13 protein-coding genes and 3 pseudogenes are annotated in these 14,056 nt (G+C 67.8%); 9 read left to right on the top strand and 7 right to left on the bottom strand.

Annotated elements, in window-relative coordinates; genetic code table 11:
• Positions 1 to 207 precede the first annotated feature (207 nt).
• The 3 genes from OHA03_RS45225 to OHA03_RS45235 all read left to right on the top strand — a co-directional run bounded on the left by OHA03_RS45225 (position 208) and on the right by OHA03_RS45235 (position 3,122).
• The gene (locus tag OHA03_RS45225) at positions 208 to 1,326 is read left to right on the top strand and encodes a site-specific integrase (protein WP_267009783.1); all 1,119 of its coding nucleotides are present in this window, start codon (positions 208 to 210) and stop codon (positions 1,324 to 1,326) included.
• Entirely contained in the window at positions 1,326 to 1,652 is a 327-nt protein-coding gene (locus tag OHA03_RS45230; RefSeq protein WP_073743352.1) for a helix-turn-helix transcriptional regulator, read from the top strand. The genes OHA03_RS45225 and OHA03_RS45230 overlap by 1 nt, the downstream gene beginning before the upstream one ends.
• Positions 1,653 to 1,916: 264 nt before the next feature.
• Complete coding sequence (locus OHA03_RS45235; RefSeq protein ID WP_267009784.1) at positions 1,917 to 3,122, top strand: hypothetical protein; 1,206 nt, start codon at positions 1,917 to 1,919, stop codon at positions 3,120 to 3,122.
• A 14-nt stretch (positions 3,123 to 3,136) separates the two neighbouring features.
• Here OHA03_RS45235 and OHA03_RS45240 read toward each other — a convergent pair whose 3' ends face one another.
• Positions 3,137 to 3,394: a hypothetical protein gene (locus OHA03_RS45240; protein WP_267009785.1), complete on the bottom strand. Its 258-nt coding sequence runs from the start codon at positions 3,392 to 3,394 to the stop codon at positions 3,137 to 3,139.
• 680 nt (positions 3,395 to 4,074) lie between these two features.
• On the opposite strand from OHA03_RS45240, the gene OHA03_RS45245 reads away from it, so the two are divergent.
• From OHA03_RS45245 to OHA03_RS45255, 3 genes and pseudogenes are all read left to right on the top strand, one after another.
• Positions 4,075 to 5,280, top strand: a complete 1,206-nt coding sequence (locus OHA03_RS45245; RefSeq protein WP_267007269.1) for an ISAs1 family transposase — start codon at positions 4,075 to 4,077, stop codon at positions 5,278 to 5,280.
• Between the two features lie 27 nt (positions 5,281 to 5,307).
• A complete protein-coding gene (locus OHA03_RS45250) occupies positions 5,308 to 5,778 on the top strand; it encodes a hypothetical protein (protein WP_267009786.1) in 471 nt (156 codons plus the stop codon).
• A 121-nt stretch (positions 5,779 to 5,899) separates the two neighbouring features.
• Positions 5,900 to 6,126, top strand: a pseudogene (locus OHA03_RS45255) (hypothetical protein); the annotation flags it as partial.
• A 471-nt stretch (positions 6,127 to 6,597) separates the two neighbouring features.
• On the opposite strand, the gene OHA03_RS45260 reads toward OHA03_RS45255, so the two are convergent.
• A complete protein-coding gene (locus tag OHA03_RS45260; protein ID WP_267003062.1) occupies positions 6,598 to 7,839 on the bottom strand; it encodes an IS4 family transposase in 1,242 nt (413 codons plus the stop codon).
• 394 nt (positions 7,840 to 8,233) lie between these two features.
• Between OHA03_RS45260 and OHA03_RS45265 the strand changes: the two are divergent.
• Both OHA03_RS45265 and OHA03_RS48210 read left to right on the top strand, forming a co-directional pair.
• A pseudogene (locus tag OHA03_RS45265) lies at positions 8,234 to 8,578 on the top strand (IS30 family transposase); the annotation flags it as partial.
• Positions 8,579 to 8,617: 39 nt separating this feature from the next.
• Positions 8,618 to 9,283: pseudogene (locus OHA03_RS48210) on the top strand (IS3 family transposase); the annotation flags it as partial.
• A 52-nt stretch (positions 9,284 to 9,335) separates the two neighbouring features.
• Here OHA03_RS48210 and OHA03_RS45270 read toward each other — a convergent pair.
• The 4 genes from OHA03_RS45270 to OHA03_RS45285 form a co-directional block, all read right to left on the bottom strand.
• Entirely contained in the window at positions 9,336 to 11,396 is a 2,061-nt protein-coding gene (locus OHA03_RS45270) for a recombinase family protein (RefSeq protein ID WP_267009249.1), read from the bottom strand.
• Positions 11,397 to 11,423: 27 nt separating this feature from the next.
• Positions 11,424 to 11,681 carry a hypothetical protein gene (locus OHA03_RS45275; protein ID WP_267009248.1) on the bottom strand — a complete coding sequence of 86 codons (258 nt, stop codon included), beginning with the start codon at positions 11,679 to 11,681 and terminating at the stop codon, positions 11,424 to 11,426.
• Between the two features lie 31 nt (positions 11,682 to 11,712).
• Positions 11,713 to 12,189: a helix-turn-helix domain containing protein gene (locus OHA03_RS45280; RefSeq protein WP_267009247.1), complete on the bottom strand. Its 477-nt coding sequence runs from the start codon at positions 12,187 to 12,189 to the stop codon at positions 11,713 to 11,715.
• Between the two features lie 174 nt (positions 12,190 to 12,363).
• The gene (locus OHA03_RS45285; protein ID WP_267009246.1) at positions 12,364 to 12,642 is read right to left on the bottom strand and encodes a DUF5372 family protein; all 279 of its coding nucleotides are present in this window, start codon (positions 12,640 to 12,642) and stop codon (positions 12,364 to 12,366) included.
• A 38-nt stretch (positions 12,643 to 12,680) separates the two neighbouring features.
• Here OHA03_RS45285 and OHA03_RS45290 point away from each other — a divergent pair, with 38 nt between their 5' ends.
• Positions 12,681 to 13,028, top strand: a complete 348-nt coding sequence (locus OHA03_RS45290; protein WP_267009787.1) for an integrase core domain-containing protein — start codon at positions 12,681 to 12,683, stop codon at positions 13,026 to 13,028.
• Here OHA03_RS45290 and OHA03_RS45295 read toward each other — a convergent pair.
• A complete protein-coding gene (locus tag OHA03_RS45295) occupies positions 13,012 to 14,034 on the bottom strand; it encodes a helix-turn-helix transcriptional regulator (RefSeq protein WP_267009788.1) in 1,023 nt (340 codons plus the stop codon). The two genes, OHA03_RS45290 and OHA03_RS45295, sit on opposite strands and share 17 nt — an antisense overlap.
• Positions 14,035 to 14,056 lie beyond the last annotated feature (22 nt).

Consider the following 14,056-nt stretch of genomic DNA (forward strand, 5'->3'; position numbering starts at 1 on the left):
AATAGGTGACATCCGTCCTGGAGATTGGCCATGGAGCGCATGGACCTGGTCTCACCAGGGGCGTTGACCTCGGAACGAGGGTAGCGGTCTCCTCGGCGGACAGTCGGAGCTCTCACTCCATCGAGCGATTGAACTGCGAAGACGCCCCCGGCTCGCATCTGATGCGAAATTCTCGCGTCAGATGCGATGGACGGAGAGTGATGACGGATGGGTGGGGACGGTCTCGTTCCAGGTTCTGCTCGGCTGCACTTGGTGGACGGCCTGTCGTTGCTGCGGCCGGACGAGCAAGTCTTCGAGGCGATGATCAAGGGCTGGCGCAACCAGCAGCTCGCCCGGAATCTCTCGCTGGGGTACGTCAATGACCAAGAACGTACGGTCCGGGCCTTCACCCGGCACGCCGATGTGATGCCGTGGCACTGGACGCCGCAGCACGTCGACGAATGGTCGGCCGATCTGCGGGCCGTGCACGGCTGCGTCCGCTCCACCCTGCGTAACTACCAGGGCTCCGTGCGCCAGTTCTGCGACTTCCTGACCAACCCGGCCTACGGCTGGAGCGACGAGTGCCTGCGGTATTTTGGTACTCACCCAGTCCAGGTGGTCTACGACTGGAATGCTGCAACGCACGCTGACGAAGCCGAGGGCGAGCCGGAACGACGGGCGTTTACCAAGCCCGAGCTGGAGCAGTTCTTCGATCACGCCGATGAGGCGGTGCTGCGCGTTCGCGGCAAGGGCCGCAAGGGCTGGCTGCCGGCATTCCGGGACGCCGCCTTGTTCAAGGTCGCGTACGCCTACGGGCTGCGCCGCAATGAGACCCGGATGCTGGATCTCACGGACTTCGGCCGAAATCCGGAGGGCCGGGAGTTCGGCGAGTACGGCACCCTGCTGGTCCGCTACGGCAAGGCCAAGAAGGGCTCACCGCCCAAACGCCGCAGCGTTCTGACCGTCTGGCACTGGACACCCCGCACGGTCGAGGAATGGATCAGTGAGGTCCGGCCCGGGATGCGGCATTCGACCAGCCGGGCCCTGTGGCCGTCCGAGCGTGGCATGCGGGTCGGGGTCCAGCGGCTGGACTCCCGATTCGCCGCCTACCGGGACGCCGCCGGCCTGGATCCCGCGCTGGAGTTCCACTCGCTGCGCAGGTCGTACATCACCCACCTGATCGAGGACGGCCACGACCCGCTGTTCGTCCAGCAGCAGGTCGGCCATGACCACGCCTCCACCACCGCGATCTATACCTGCGTCTCCTCCGACTTCCGCACACGCTCTCTGCGTCGCGTCCTGGACGCCACCATCGAGGCCGCTCTGCGGCCGGGAAGGACCTCCTGATGCCACGCCAGATCAGCTACCGGTGGCGCCTGCGCGAGCTGATGGCCGCCCGCAGCATGTTCACTGTCGCCGAACTGATGCCACACCTGACCGAACGCGGCATCACACTGTCCTCCTCCCAGGTCCACCGCCTGGTCTCCGGCACCCCGGAACGGCTCTCCCTGCCGGTGCTGGCCACCCTCTGCGACATCCTCGACTGCACGCCCGCCGACCTGATCGCCACCTCAGCCCAGAACCTCCCAGCCCGACGCGCCGCCGGCGAGGAGGCGCCGATCAATCTGGCCGCCCGGCGGCCCACACGGGTCCGCCTGACACCCGAGGGATGAGCAGTGACGCCGGAGGAATACGAGCGGTGGCACGTCCGGACCTGCGCACGCTGCGGCCGGCGGGCGGCAAAATCCGCCGAGTGGTCAGACGGTCCGATCTGCCGGACCTGCTACGAACGCGCGATGCGCGTCCGCGGTTGCTGTCCCGGCTGCCGAACTGACCGACTGCTGCCGGGAAGAAACGATGCTGGTGCACCGGTCTGCCGCGACTGCGCGGGCATCGTCCGCGACTTCTTCTGCGATCGCTGCGGCTTCGAAGGGCTCTTGCTCGGCAGGCGCCTATGCGAACGCTGCACCCTCGCTGACACCCTCGGCCGCGTCCTCGACGACGGCACCGGCCGTGTCGCTCCTTCACTGCAACCGCTGGTCACTGCCCTGCTGGAGATGGACCGGCCCAAGAGCCGCCTGATCTGGCTCCGCAACCCCAACGTCGTCCGCCTCCTGCGGGACCTGGCCACCGGCACCGTCCCGCTCACCCACGACGGGCTGCACCAGGAAACACCCTGGCGAACTGTCGTCCACCTGCGTGATCTGCTGATGGACAGCGGCGTCCTGCCACGCGTCGACCGGCAGCTCATGCTCTATGAGCGTTGGCTGACTGAACGGCTTGCCACCATCGAGGACCCCGAACACCTTCGTCATCTTCAGCACTTCGCCACCTGGCACCAGATGCGGCGGCTGCGGAGCAAGGCGGAGAAGGGACCGCTGGGACGCTCCCAGACCAACCAGACGAAACAGGAGATCACCCAGGCCGGCGCTTTCCTCACCTGGCTTGCCGACCGAGGTCACACCATCGAACACTGCCAGCAGGCCGACCTCGACGCCTGGCACACGGAGAAGCTGGCCACCCGGCGCCCGGCCCAGACGTTCCTGCGCTGGTTCATGAAGACGAGCCGGATGCCCCGCCTCACCCTGTCACCCCAGGTCATCAACCAAGACCAGGCGCCGCTGCACCAGCATCGCCGACTCGCTATTCTCCGGCGGGCCCTCAACGACGACTCTCTGCCCCTGCGGGCCCGGGTCGCATCCGCGCTCGTTCTCCTCTACGCGCAACCCGTCACCTGCATCGTCCGCCTCACGGTCGACGACGTCCTCGACGACGGCGCCACCGTCGCCGTCCGGCTGGGAGATCCGCCGTCCCCGCTGCCGGAGCCCGTCGCTGGCCTCATGCGGGCCTACATCCAGTCCCGCCAGCACCTGCCCTACGCCAGCAGCAGAAGCTCACAGTGGCTCTTCCCCGGCCGCCAGCCCGGACAGCCGATGAACCCGGTCAGCCTCCAAGTCCACCTGCGGGAGATCGGCGTCCCGCCGCGGCGCGGCAGGGCCTCCGCGATCCGACAACTCGTCCTCCAGGCCCCGGCCCCCGTCATCGCGAAGGCATTCGGTTACCACGACAAGACCGCCACCCGACTGGTCACCGAAGCCGGAGGAACCTGGGCCCGATACGCCCCTGGCGACCACTCACGGTGACGCCAGGACCGACCTCACCGAGTCCAGTTATGGAAGCGCGCCCGCTTGGGACCGCACGCGCCGTCGGCGAGGGCCTTGTCGTAGCGCCGCTGCACGGCGGCGTCGGTTTCGGCCTTCGGCGCATTCATGGGGACGTAAGCCCCGGAGTAGACGACGCACGACGAGTCGTAGACCGGCCACAGCGCCCACGACCCGAACACGACGGCGGCGGCCATCACTGTGAGCACGGCTGTGACTCGGCGACGCGGCGTGGAGAAAGGACGGGATATCACCAGCGGATGGTACGGAACGGCGCACAGGCAACGGACGACCGGGGTCTTGGCCAGCAGATGATGGCACCTTCGGCGACCACACACGGTGACACCACGACTGGCTTCACCGAGGAATACGCGACACCTCAACATGTGGGCCTACCAGTCCCAAGGCCGGTGTTCGCCTGCTTCCGGGGCTCGCCGCCGACATCAACCGACCCAACATCGGACGAGTCAGGCAAACGCCGGGGCCCTGGGGATCGCCTAGGTCAAGGAAAGATGTGCGCCATGACGGAGGCAGCAGGCCCGAACACGGATAGCCCCCGAGAGTGGGCTGGGCGTCTGGGCTGGACGTACGACTTGATAGCGCCCGACGACGTCGTGCGGGGTGCGGCACTCGCCCGGCTGGATGCGGCCCGAGCAGAAGCCCAGGAGGCACTCGCTCGGTACAACCAAGCCTGGGTGCAAGCATCCAGGACGGGTACGGAGCCTTTGTTCTGCGAGCCAGAGGTCGTGGCGGCGCGCGAACTCTATGACGATGCTGGGACAGGGGCATTGCGTGATTGGGATTGGTCCGGTTCGCCGGTCTCGTGAGTGACGTGGCGTCATGTCCGTTGTGGGGCAAGGGGCCCGGGAGAGCAGAGCAGGCACGGTGCTGGTGATCATGTGGTTGTCGAGACCCATGAGAACCGAGCGAGACCGTGCCTGCCCGAACATCATCGCCCATCCCTTCCGCACTGGAGAAACTGGGTTCCCCGACTGATCCCCTCACCTCAAGCGATGTCGCTGACCTGCGGCGTTTCCTGATCCTGGTCGCCGATCCCCGCGATGCGCGAGGACTGCGGTATCCGGCCCTCGCGTTGCTGTGCGCAGCCGTCTCGGCGGTGCTGACCGGGGCTCGCTCGCTCATCGCGATCAGCGAGTGGATCACGGATGCCCCGCAGCATGTGCTGGGCGTCCTCGGCTTCGCTGCCGATCCACTTACCGGTCTGCGGCCGGTGCCGCACGCCGCAACCGTGCGCCGCCTGCTGCAGCGTGTGGACGGTGACGCGCTGGACGCGGCGATCAGCGCGTATCTGCAGGCCAGAACGCCGCCCCCGGTCGAGCCGGAGGCGGAGAAAGGGCCGGTGCGACGGGTGATCGCGGTCGACGGCAAGGTGGTCCGCGGATCGCGAACCGCAACGGCCGCGGCGATCCAGCTGCTGGCGGCGATGGACCACCACGGCGTGGTCCTGGCCCAGCGGCAGGTCGCTTCCAAGAGCAACGAGATCCCCTCCTTCGCGCCGTTGCTGGACGGTCTCGAGCTGGAGAACACGGTGGTGACCGCCGACGCACTGCACACCCAGCACGACCACGGGGCCTATCTGACCAGTCGCGGCGCGCACTACGTGGCCGTCGTGAAGAAGAACCATCCGGGCCTGTACGCCCAGGTCAGGAAGCTGCCCTGGCGAGACATCCCGCTCGGGCACCGCACTCGCGACCACGCCCACCACCGCGACGAGATCCGCCGGCTCAAGGTCGCCGCGTTCAGCCACCTCGACTACCCCGGCGCCCGCCAGGCGATCCAAGTCGTACGGTGGCGACGCGACTTGAGCACCGGGAAGCTGACCATCGAGCGCGTCTACCTGATCACCAGCCTGAGCGCCTTCGACGCCACCTGCACCGAGCTCGCCACCTGGATCAGAGGCCACTGGGGAATCGAGAACCTCCTGCACCACGTGCGGGACCGCACGTTCCGCGAGGACGACTCCAAGGTCCGCACCGGCACCCTGCCTCGCGCCATGGCCTCCCTGCGCAACCTCGCCATCAGCGTCTTCCGCCAGGACGGCCAGACCAACATCGCCGCCGCCCTCCGCCACACCGGCCGCGACTACCACCGGCCCCTACGAACCCTCGGTCTCACGTGACGAACCCAGACAGATCTCGATCATGCAATGACCCTGGATGCTGGGAGCCGTTGTCTGCCGGAGGCATTGTGGTTCGCGCCGTATGCCGATGACATCAGGATGTCCCCACAGCTGCCTTTTGCACTGCTCTTTCTGGAATGGGAGGCGCGATATCCACAGGAGTGGCAAGAGCACGCCAAGGCATGGGGCACGAAGCAAGCACTCATTCGCAGGCTGGCGGTGGGCGGCCGCAGCGAGATCATCACAGAGAAGTTGATCGACCTCGTCGAACTCGTCGTGCAGCGGGCCTACCGCTGTAAGGACCGCGAGTACGTGCGGGTGGCCCGAGCCGTTGACGGCGATGAGTTGCGCACCAGGCTCAACCGCGCACGCCATTCGCACAGCCCATGGGCCCAACTCCATGCAGGCTACGTGCTTTGGCTCCTGGACCATCCGGAGCTCCCCAACACGAGGCACGTCTGGCGGATCTGGCTCGAAGACGCCCGACCCCGGCTCTGAGTCTGCCGCTAAAGCGCGATGCTTGTTCGATTCGCTGTGGGGCGGAGGGGGATGCGCCGTGAGCACACAACTGAGGGCCACCGCCGGGAAATTGGCGGAGATATTGTGGCGGTAACACACCGTGTACCGGGATCGGTCCGGCGGCGTGGCCATCCGGGGTGAGCATGTACGGCGGTGGATCAGCCTCGCTCCGGCGGGCGGCCGGGACGAGGTCCTCGTACGCGCGGGGCGCATCCTGGACGGCGGCACCACCGCTCCGGGCGTTCGGAGGCCGAAGTGCCCCTCTCCGCCGGTACAGGCGTGCTCGCCGCGACCTGCCGTCGCCTGCTCGCCGAGACGGCGGCCGATGTCGCCGGACGCGCCGGCACGGGCAGCGCCCGGGCGGTCCAGGTCCGGTCAGTCCGGGAACGCCGTGCGGCCCAAAGGCAGTGGGAAACAGCGGCAGCCCGCGTGGAGATGGTCGCGAGACCGACACCTTATGAAGGCCCGCGTACCTCCCCCTCGGAGGATAGGCGCCGTGACCCCGCCGGGAGGTCACTCCTCACAGCGTCCCAATGCCACAGCTTGCAGGCACCGGTCGACAGACGTCCCCGACCGGGGCGGGAACCCCGCAGGGCAATGCCACTTAGTTAGGAAACGGCGAGGATTTTGATGTGGGGTGGGTCGGGGTGGTGGATGATGGTTTCGGTGGGCTGCTTCTTTCTGTAGGCGTGGACGTGGACACGCTTTACGGCTCGTGGGCTGGTGCGGTGTCTCCGACGGGGGTTGGGCCTTTCTATTATTTCCGTGCGGGCGACTTCAAGGGCCTTCGCGAGGCGGTCAGGGGGAAAAACCCGCCTGGCCTGTGATCTGGCGGCGGATGATACGAAGTGACCGCATGAACGATAGGCGGTCCGGGTCGATGTCGGCCTGTTCGGCTGCCTCACACATCAGGTGCCGGACCGCGTAGTGGGTCAGGAGCAGTGCCCAGATCTCCTGCTCGACCATGTCCGGTGTTTTCGAGCGCAATACACCGCCGCGGCCGCGTTGGTGGGTCTTGATCTCGTCAAGGCTGGACTCGAACTCCCACCGTTCGGCATAGGCAGCGGCGAGTTCAGCGGCACCAGCCTCGTCCGGGTCCATAACGGTGGTGATCAGGCAGAAGATCTCTCCTCTACCTTCGCGGTTCGTCACTTCGTATTCGACGACACGGACCGGAATCCCGGACGGCTCCTCTATGTTGTCCGACCCGCGGTGACGCTGGACTGCACGCCGCCGACGGACCTTCGGGTCAAGCAGGAACGACTCATAGGATCCGTCCTTCAGCGGCCGGACTACCGGCAGATGAGGGCCGTCGGGCATGCGCCACAGCAAATCAGCACCGGTTGCCGCGGCCGCTTCCCACAGACGATATGCGTAAAATCCCCGGTCGGCGGTAACCAGCATGCCTGGTTCGAAATCGGCGACGAGTTCCCCGGCGAGAACGCCTTCGTCCACGCGCCAGGGACCCAGCCGGGCCGCCACCACAGCATGAGTCCCGCATTCACCCAGCCCCACGATCTTCACCTGGGGGAAAGGTGCGGGACTTCGTGTGCCCCCGGACCGGCCGAACTCCCCATCATTTGCTGGGGTGTCAGGAATATCCAGGACGAACCCGTCAATGGCCATCAGACGCCACCGACCCATCCACGCTCCCTGCGTGCCCCGCTGCGCGCAGGGCAATGCCACCCGCTCGAACAGCACCCGCAGCGGCTCCGAACCCAGACGCCGGCGCGCCTGGGAAATCGCACCCGTCGTGGGAATCGTCCAGTCCTTCCGCCATGTCCCCAGAAAACGTAGGCCGTTGACGAGAAGACGCATCACTTCCTCGTACGACTCGCCGAAGAACAGACACAGAGCCATCACGTAATAGACGACGACACGCGCCGGCAGCAAACGTGACCGTTTCTCTGTACGGCCCGTCTCCGCGAGTACCTCATCGACCAGGTCCCGATGAACCAAACGTGTCAGAACCCCGACACCCACCCGGTCGGTCAAGCGCACACCAGAAACCGGCACCACGTTATCCCGCACCCCGCCCATGAGCGAGGAACATAACCGGTTCACCGGCAGGAAGGAAGTGCGGCAACCGGATCAGTTGACCATCCACAAACACCCCGGGCGTGTCCCTGTGCATATGTGGACGACCGATTACCAGACCGCTTATCTAAGTGGCATTGCCCCGCAGGGATCACCGATTTCCCCGTTGCTGGCGAATGTCGCGCTGCACGTTCTCGATGAGGGTCGCTGTTTCCCAGTCGGCTTTGAGTAACACCGCAAGTACCTCTCGCTGATCACCGACACGGCGATCGCCTGCGCCATCGCCCAAGAGATCAACGACGCCACCGGGCCGCCACATCCTGAGGCACTCACGCCGAACGGCTCCCGGCCTATCCGCATGCCCCGCCGTAGGCCCCCAGCGAACCCATGCACCGACAGCGTCGTGTCGGCCCTCGTCGAACAGCTCGGCAAGCTTCCGTCAGCCTTGCGGAGCACGCTCACCTGGGATCGCGGAATGGAACTGGCCGACCACAAGCGGCTCGCAGCCGCGACCTGGTTCGCAGTCTACTTCTGCGACCCTCGCAGCCCCTGGCAGCGAGGCACCAACGAGAACACCAACAGGCTTCTCCGCCAGTACCTGCCAAAGAAGACGGACCTGTCAGAACACAGCCAAAGCAGCCTCGACGACATCGCCGCCAGACTGAACCACCGGCCGCGAAAGGTTCTCGGATACGCGACCCCCGCAGATAGGCTCCCGATGACCGTTGCGCTGACGGGTTGAACCCACCACGGCCTTCTTCGCAAAGGAGACCCGGTGACGGTGGACCCGTTCATCGAGGCGGAGAAGCAGAGCGGCCACAACGTCAAGCGCGCGTGTGAACTGCTGAAGGTCTCCCGAACCGCCTTCTACGCCCGTCGAACCGGAAAACCCGGTCCACGGGCGGTCCGTGATGCCGAACTGACCGGTCAGATCGCCGCGGTCCACCACCACTCGCGCGGCACGTACGGAGCCCCGCGCATCCACGCAGCCCTGCAACGCAAAGGTGCCGGCTGCGGCCGCCGCCGGGTCGCCAGGCTGATGCGGGCGGCCGGCCTGCAGGGCCGCCATCGCAGACGGCGGCACCTGACCACGATCCCTGATCCGCGAGCCGCCTTTCGGCCCGACCTTGTCCTTCGGGACTTCACCCCCGATCCCACGGCGATCGACACCCGCTGGTGCGGCGACATCACATACATTCCGACCGAGGAGGGGTGGCTCTACCTGGCCACCGTCATCGACATCGCCTCCCGCCGCGTGGTCGGCTGGGCGACCGCCGACCACCTGCGGACCGACCTGGTCGCCGACGCCCTCAAAGCCGCCTGCCGCCAGCGCCGCCCCACCCACCCGGTGTTGCGACGACCGGTTGAATCCGCCCAGTACACCAGCCAGCAATTCGCCGTCTTGGCGGCCGAGTCCGGCATTCTTCTCTCGGTCGGCCGCACCAGCCAGTGCTGGGACAAGCACTTGTCATCACACTGCTCCTCTTCTCCTATCGGGTTTACTTTGAGGTCGTTGTTGCTGGTCGGCGGTGGTCGAGGCGTACGCCTTGCTGGACGCGGGGCGAGTTGGGCCCCGGGTGGGGGTAGAGGCGGGCGTTCTTGTCGTTGTACTTCTCGCCCTCGAGCAGTCCGGCCCGGTGCCACTTCCAGACGGTCGGAACGCTGACGCCGAGGAGGTCGGCGAGTTCGTAGGCGGTCAGCAGACCGCGGTCCCGCAGCCGGTCGAAGCGGCTGGTGAGCTGGTAGTCCTCGCGGATGTCCCGGACCAGGAGGCGGTGGAAGGGCAGGCCCTTGCCGCTGGTCAGGCCGCGCTGGTTGAGGATGTCGGCGATCTCCGCGTCGGTGTGGTCCTCGAGGAGGGTGTCGATGGCTGCGACGACGGGTGTCGGGGTCTGCCACAGTTTCCCGCCGCCGAGGGGGAGGGGCAGGTCCAGGGTGTGGTGGCGGCCGCCGGACAGCCGGACCTGGGCGGTGATCTGTTCGGCCTTGGTGAGGGTGACGTCCGTGATCAGCAGGCGGGCGATGCGTTTGCGTTCCCGCATCGGAGTGCCCTGATCGTGCCAGAGTCGGTGCACGTCGCCGGCGAGGTGGGCCAGTTTCTCCCGCAGCGCCTCGTTGACGGGTTCGGCTTCGATGCGGGCGCGTTCGATGTCCTTGCGGGCGGCGGCGACCTCGCGCAGGGCCGCGTTCCAGTCCGCTTCCAGACTGTCGGCGACGAGACGGTTGTCCGGGTCGACCGCAAGATAGCGGCGTTTGGCCAGGTCGGCGCGGTGCTGGGCGCGTTGGAGATGGGCGGATCGGAGCCGGTCGGCCTCGGCTGCCTGGGCGGCGAGGCGGTCGGTGACCTTCAGGGCGGCTTCGACCGCGAACGGGGTCAGCTCGTCCAACAGCAGGGTGGCGACGGCCTGTTCGATGCCGGGGCCGGGGATGCGCTGGCAGACCTTGCCTCCGTTTTGGATGGCGTGGGTCATGCACCGGTAGTCGGAGACTTCGCGGCCTTGCCGCAGGTGATAGGCGATGGTCATGCGCCGGCCGCAGCGGCCGCAGATCACCAGGCCCTGCAGCAGCGCGGGACCCTCACGCGGTGCGGTCGCGGTCCGCTCCAAGCCGCGGGAGGCGGCCTGCGCGGCGAGTGCGGTCTGGTTCGACTCCCACCGGGCGAAGGCCATATAGCCCTCGTGGTGATCTTGGATGAGGGTGTCCCACTGCTCGCGCGGCAGCAGCCGGATGTGGGTCCTGCCGTCCGGACTGCGCTCGACTTTGCGTCGTCCGTAACAGAACGCCCCTGCATAGAGCGGGTTGTGCAGGACGTTGAGGACCTGCCAGTGCTTGAGCGGGCCCCAGACCAGCTCGCCCTTGCGCGGGCCGGTGCGGATACGGGAGGGGAAAGTGAGACGGCCGGCGGCGAAGGCCTTGACGACCTGGCGGGCCGAGCCGGTGGCCGCGAAGAGGTCCACAACGTGCTCGACGACGGCCCGCACCGAGGCGTCTGGGTCCTTGACGATCCGGTCGGCATAGTCGTGGACATAGCCGACCGGCAGGCCCTGCTTGAGCTCGCCGCGGCGGGCCTTGGCCAGCTGCCCGCCCCGCAACCGGGCTGCCAACAGGTGGAGTTCGGCCTCCGACATGGTGCCTTTCATGCCCAGCACGAGCCGGTCGTTGAAAGTGCGCGGATCGTATAGTCCGTCCTCGTCCAGGATCAGCGTCCCGGACAGCGCACAGATCTCCAAAAGCCGGTGCCAGTCGGTGTTGTTCCTGGCCAGGCGGGACACCTCGAGTCCCAGGACGATCCCGGCATGTCCCATGGAGACCTCGGCGACCAGGTGCTGGAAGCCGTCGCGGCCCGCCGTCGAGGCCCCGGAGCGGCCCTGATCGGAGTCGATCACGATGACCTGGGAGTCCTCCCAGCCCAGCGCGACGGCCCGGCCGCGAAGAGCGTACTGCCGCTGGGTGGACTCGCTGTTGTTGACGACCTGCTTGAGCGAGGACTGGCGCACATACAGATACGCGTCCCGCCGCAGATGCTCCGCCGTGACTTTCCCACTCTGCTCGATACTCACCACACCCTCCTCGCCGCGTCGCTCTGGTTATCCGCTGCGGCAGCCCCCGGCCGCCGTCCATGCCATGCGCGCCAGCACCTCCACCAACTCGCCCGCCACCGCGACCGGCGCCGCGACCGGCGCCGACGGCTCGTGCTGAACGACCCGTGATGCAACGGGAATTCGAACGACTGCCTTGATCCAGGCGGCCATGCCGGAACGGGCCAGCACCGCCCAGCCGTGCCGGGATCCCCGGTCGACACCGCCGAGGACCGCGGCCCGCAGGTCCTCATACCTTCCAGCCACCTCGGCCCCACCCACCTCGACTGCCGCCTCGTCAGCAATGGGCTTCCTCCGCAGTGCGTGGCTCGCGCCGCCTGGCCAAGGCTTTCTCCACCGACCGCGGATGAACGGTGATCCCGAACCGTTCCAAGACCGCTTCCGCCAGTTGGGCCGACCGCACCGAGGCATCGCCCGCCCGGAGTTGTCCGATGAACTCCATGACCTCCTCGGTGAGCTTGCGCGGTCCCTTCGGGCCGGGTTTGCCCGGCACCAGCGCGGCCGGCCCGCCTGCGTCCAGCGCGGCGGCGATCACATAGAAGGTCTGCCGGCAGAACCCGAAGGCCGCAGCGGCTTGGGCCACGGGGATCCTGTCCACCCTCACCCGGCGCACCATCTCGTACTTGACCTGCACCACATCGTCCGGGTCCAGGAACGGACAAGCGGCGAAGTCCTCGTCGGTCACGGCTTCGGGCCGCGGATTGAGCGCCCGGAACTCCTTCAGTGCAGCCTTCTTGCCTGCCGGCTGGCTCATCGCGCCTCCCAGTCGATCCCGATGTCCCCAGAATCAGACCGCCCACCACCGGGGCCAAGAGCGCGAAGGCCGAGCAGAGAAGCGGAAGAAGCAGGTCACGGACCATCCCGAGCCTCCGCACGCCCCCAGCGGCACCCGCGAGCGCCCCCAACAGCGGCCTCAATCCCACGACGATCACGGCGTCATCTCCCCGACACCGTTCCGGCCGTCAGACAGCAGCCCGGCCACCAGATCCGCCAACTCGACCAGATCCCCGGTCCGATACGGACAACCACCGCGGGCCGCCGCGAGGAACGCATCCACCAGCGCCATATCGGTCCACTCCAGCGGGAACGAGCACCTGCGGCCCTGACCATCGAGGACCAACACCACATCTCCGCGCCACGAGTTGAGCCGCTCGAGGAACTCGAAAGCCTCACCGCACCGAGGATGAAACGGATGGATCAACCGCACGCATCCATCGCCAACGCGGGGAACGAACGCATTCGACGGTGAATGCCAACGCCCTCGCCGAATCGTTCTTCGCGACCATCAAGCGCGAATTGCTCAGCACCGCCGCCCGGCCCAGCCGGGCAGCCGCCCGCACTGCAATCTTCGATTTCATCGAGGGCTGGTACAACTTGCACCGACTACACAGCAGCCTCGGCTACCGCAGCCCTGCCGACTACGAGACCGCACTCGCAGCAGCAAGCGTGTCCGTCAAAGCGGAACAAGCTCACACGCCGACATCCACGCACCTGCAGTCATCGACGCGCAGTCGGTGCGGGCCGCCGCGACGGTGCCGGCGAGTGTCGCCGCCGGCGTCTGGGAGGCTGCGCTCGGTCATGGGGCAAGCGTAGGTGGGCCCGGAGCAGGCCGGGGGCCACGTCCCACCTCACGCAGCAGCGCCGCCCCCAGGGGGGTGAGCGTGTGCAGCACGTGGGCGGCCACGCGCTCGCTCGCGATGAGCCCCGCGTCGCGCAGGGCGCGGGTGTGGAAGCTGACGGTGGTCGGCGACACCCCGGCCGCCCTGGCGGCCTCGGTCGAGGTCACGCCGTGCGCGGACGCGAGCAGGACCGCCGTCCGTGTGCGCCCCAGCAGCGCGTCGAGCGCAGGTTGCCCGCCGCCGTGCGCCGGGTCAGGCGGGGCTTTGTGGAGCAGGGGGTAAACCAGGACGGGGGGAAGGCCCGGGTCCGCCAGGGTCACCGGGCTGTGCCAGATGAAGTAGGACGGTAGGAGGACAAGGCCACGGCCGTTCAGATGCAGGTCACCGCCCACCATGTAGTGCTCCACCTCCAGCACTGGGGGCCGCCAGTTCATGCGCGGCGCGAGGCTGGACAGCAGGCCCTCGGCGCCGCCGTCGAGGAAGGCGCGGGCCCGTACGGCCCGGTCGGCGTCGATGCGGGCCTGCATCTGCTCCTCGTACGGCCTTATGGCCGTCTCGTGGTACGCCCGCAGGGCGTCGGCCAGCGTCCTGCGCTGCTCCGGCTCGGCGAGGCGCGGCAGCCAGGGGTGGTGGCGGGCGCCGTCGGCGACCAGCGCCACCTCGCGGAGCACCCGATCCCGGGGCGTCGCCAGGATCGCCTCGAGGCCAGCCGCCAGTCCCTCCTGAGACTCCGGGGGTGTCAGGAAGTCGGGGTAGTACGCCGCGCGCGGGAAGGCGGGGAGCAGCAGGGACCTCACCGTTGGCGCGAGACCGGACTCGGTCAGCCGGTGCGCCGCCGACCGGTACCAGCCGGAGTACGCCCACCTGCCGCGGCGGGTCTGGAAGCGGTGCAGGCTCGATGCGATCTCCCACAGCGGGTCGGGGCGGGACGCCAAGCGCGTCCGGGCCAGGTCGACCTCGGTGAAGTGGATCCGGAGCAATGAATTCCCCCTCGCAGCCTGC

The organism is Streptomyces sp. NBC_00154 (genome assembly GCF_026342835.1).
Lineage (GTDB): Bacteria > Actinomycetota > Actinomycetes > Streptomycetales > Streptomycetaceae > Streptomyces.